At 57.8% G+C, this 230-nt stretch carries 1 pseudogene; it reads right to left on the bottom strand.

Features of this window, described 5'->3' with window-relative positions:
* Window positions 1-230, bottom strand: a pseudogene (locus Q4563_RS23185) (hypothetical protein); the annotation flags it as partial.

Genomic DNA, 230 nt, shown 5'->3' with positions numbered 1-230 from the left:
GTCTTGCAGCTGTTCTGCCGGCACGACCGCACGATAGGCAACCACACCGGTAAAGCGCGGCTGTTCGGCCCCAAACAAATAAGCACGAACCGCGGAGTGAATACCGTCGGCACCGATCACCACATCCAGTTCATCGCAGCGGCCGCTGGTGGTGGTTACACGCACACCGGCACCGGGCAGTTCTGTGATTTGATCGATACGGGCGTTGAAGACGACATTCTGGATATCAA

It is taken from the genome of Gilvimarinus sp. 1_MG-2023, from assembly GCF_030548285.1.
The sequence above is the reverse complement of the archived record's forward strand: the minus strand, read 5'-3'. Positions and strand labels throughout refer to the sequence as shown.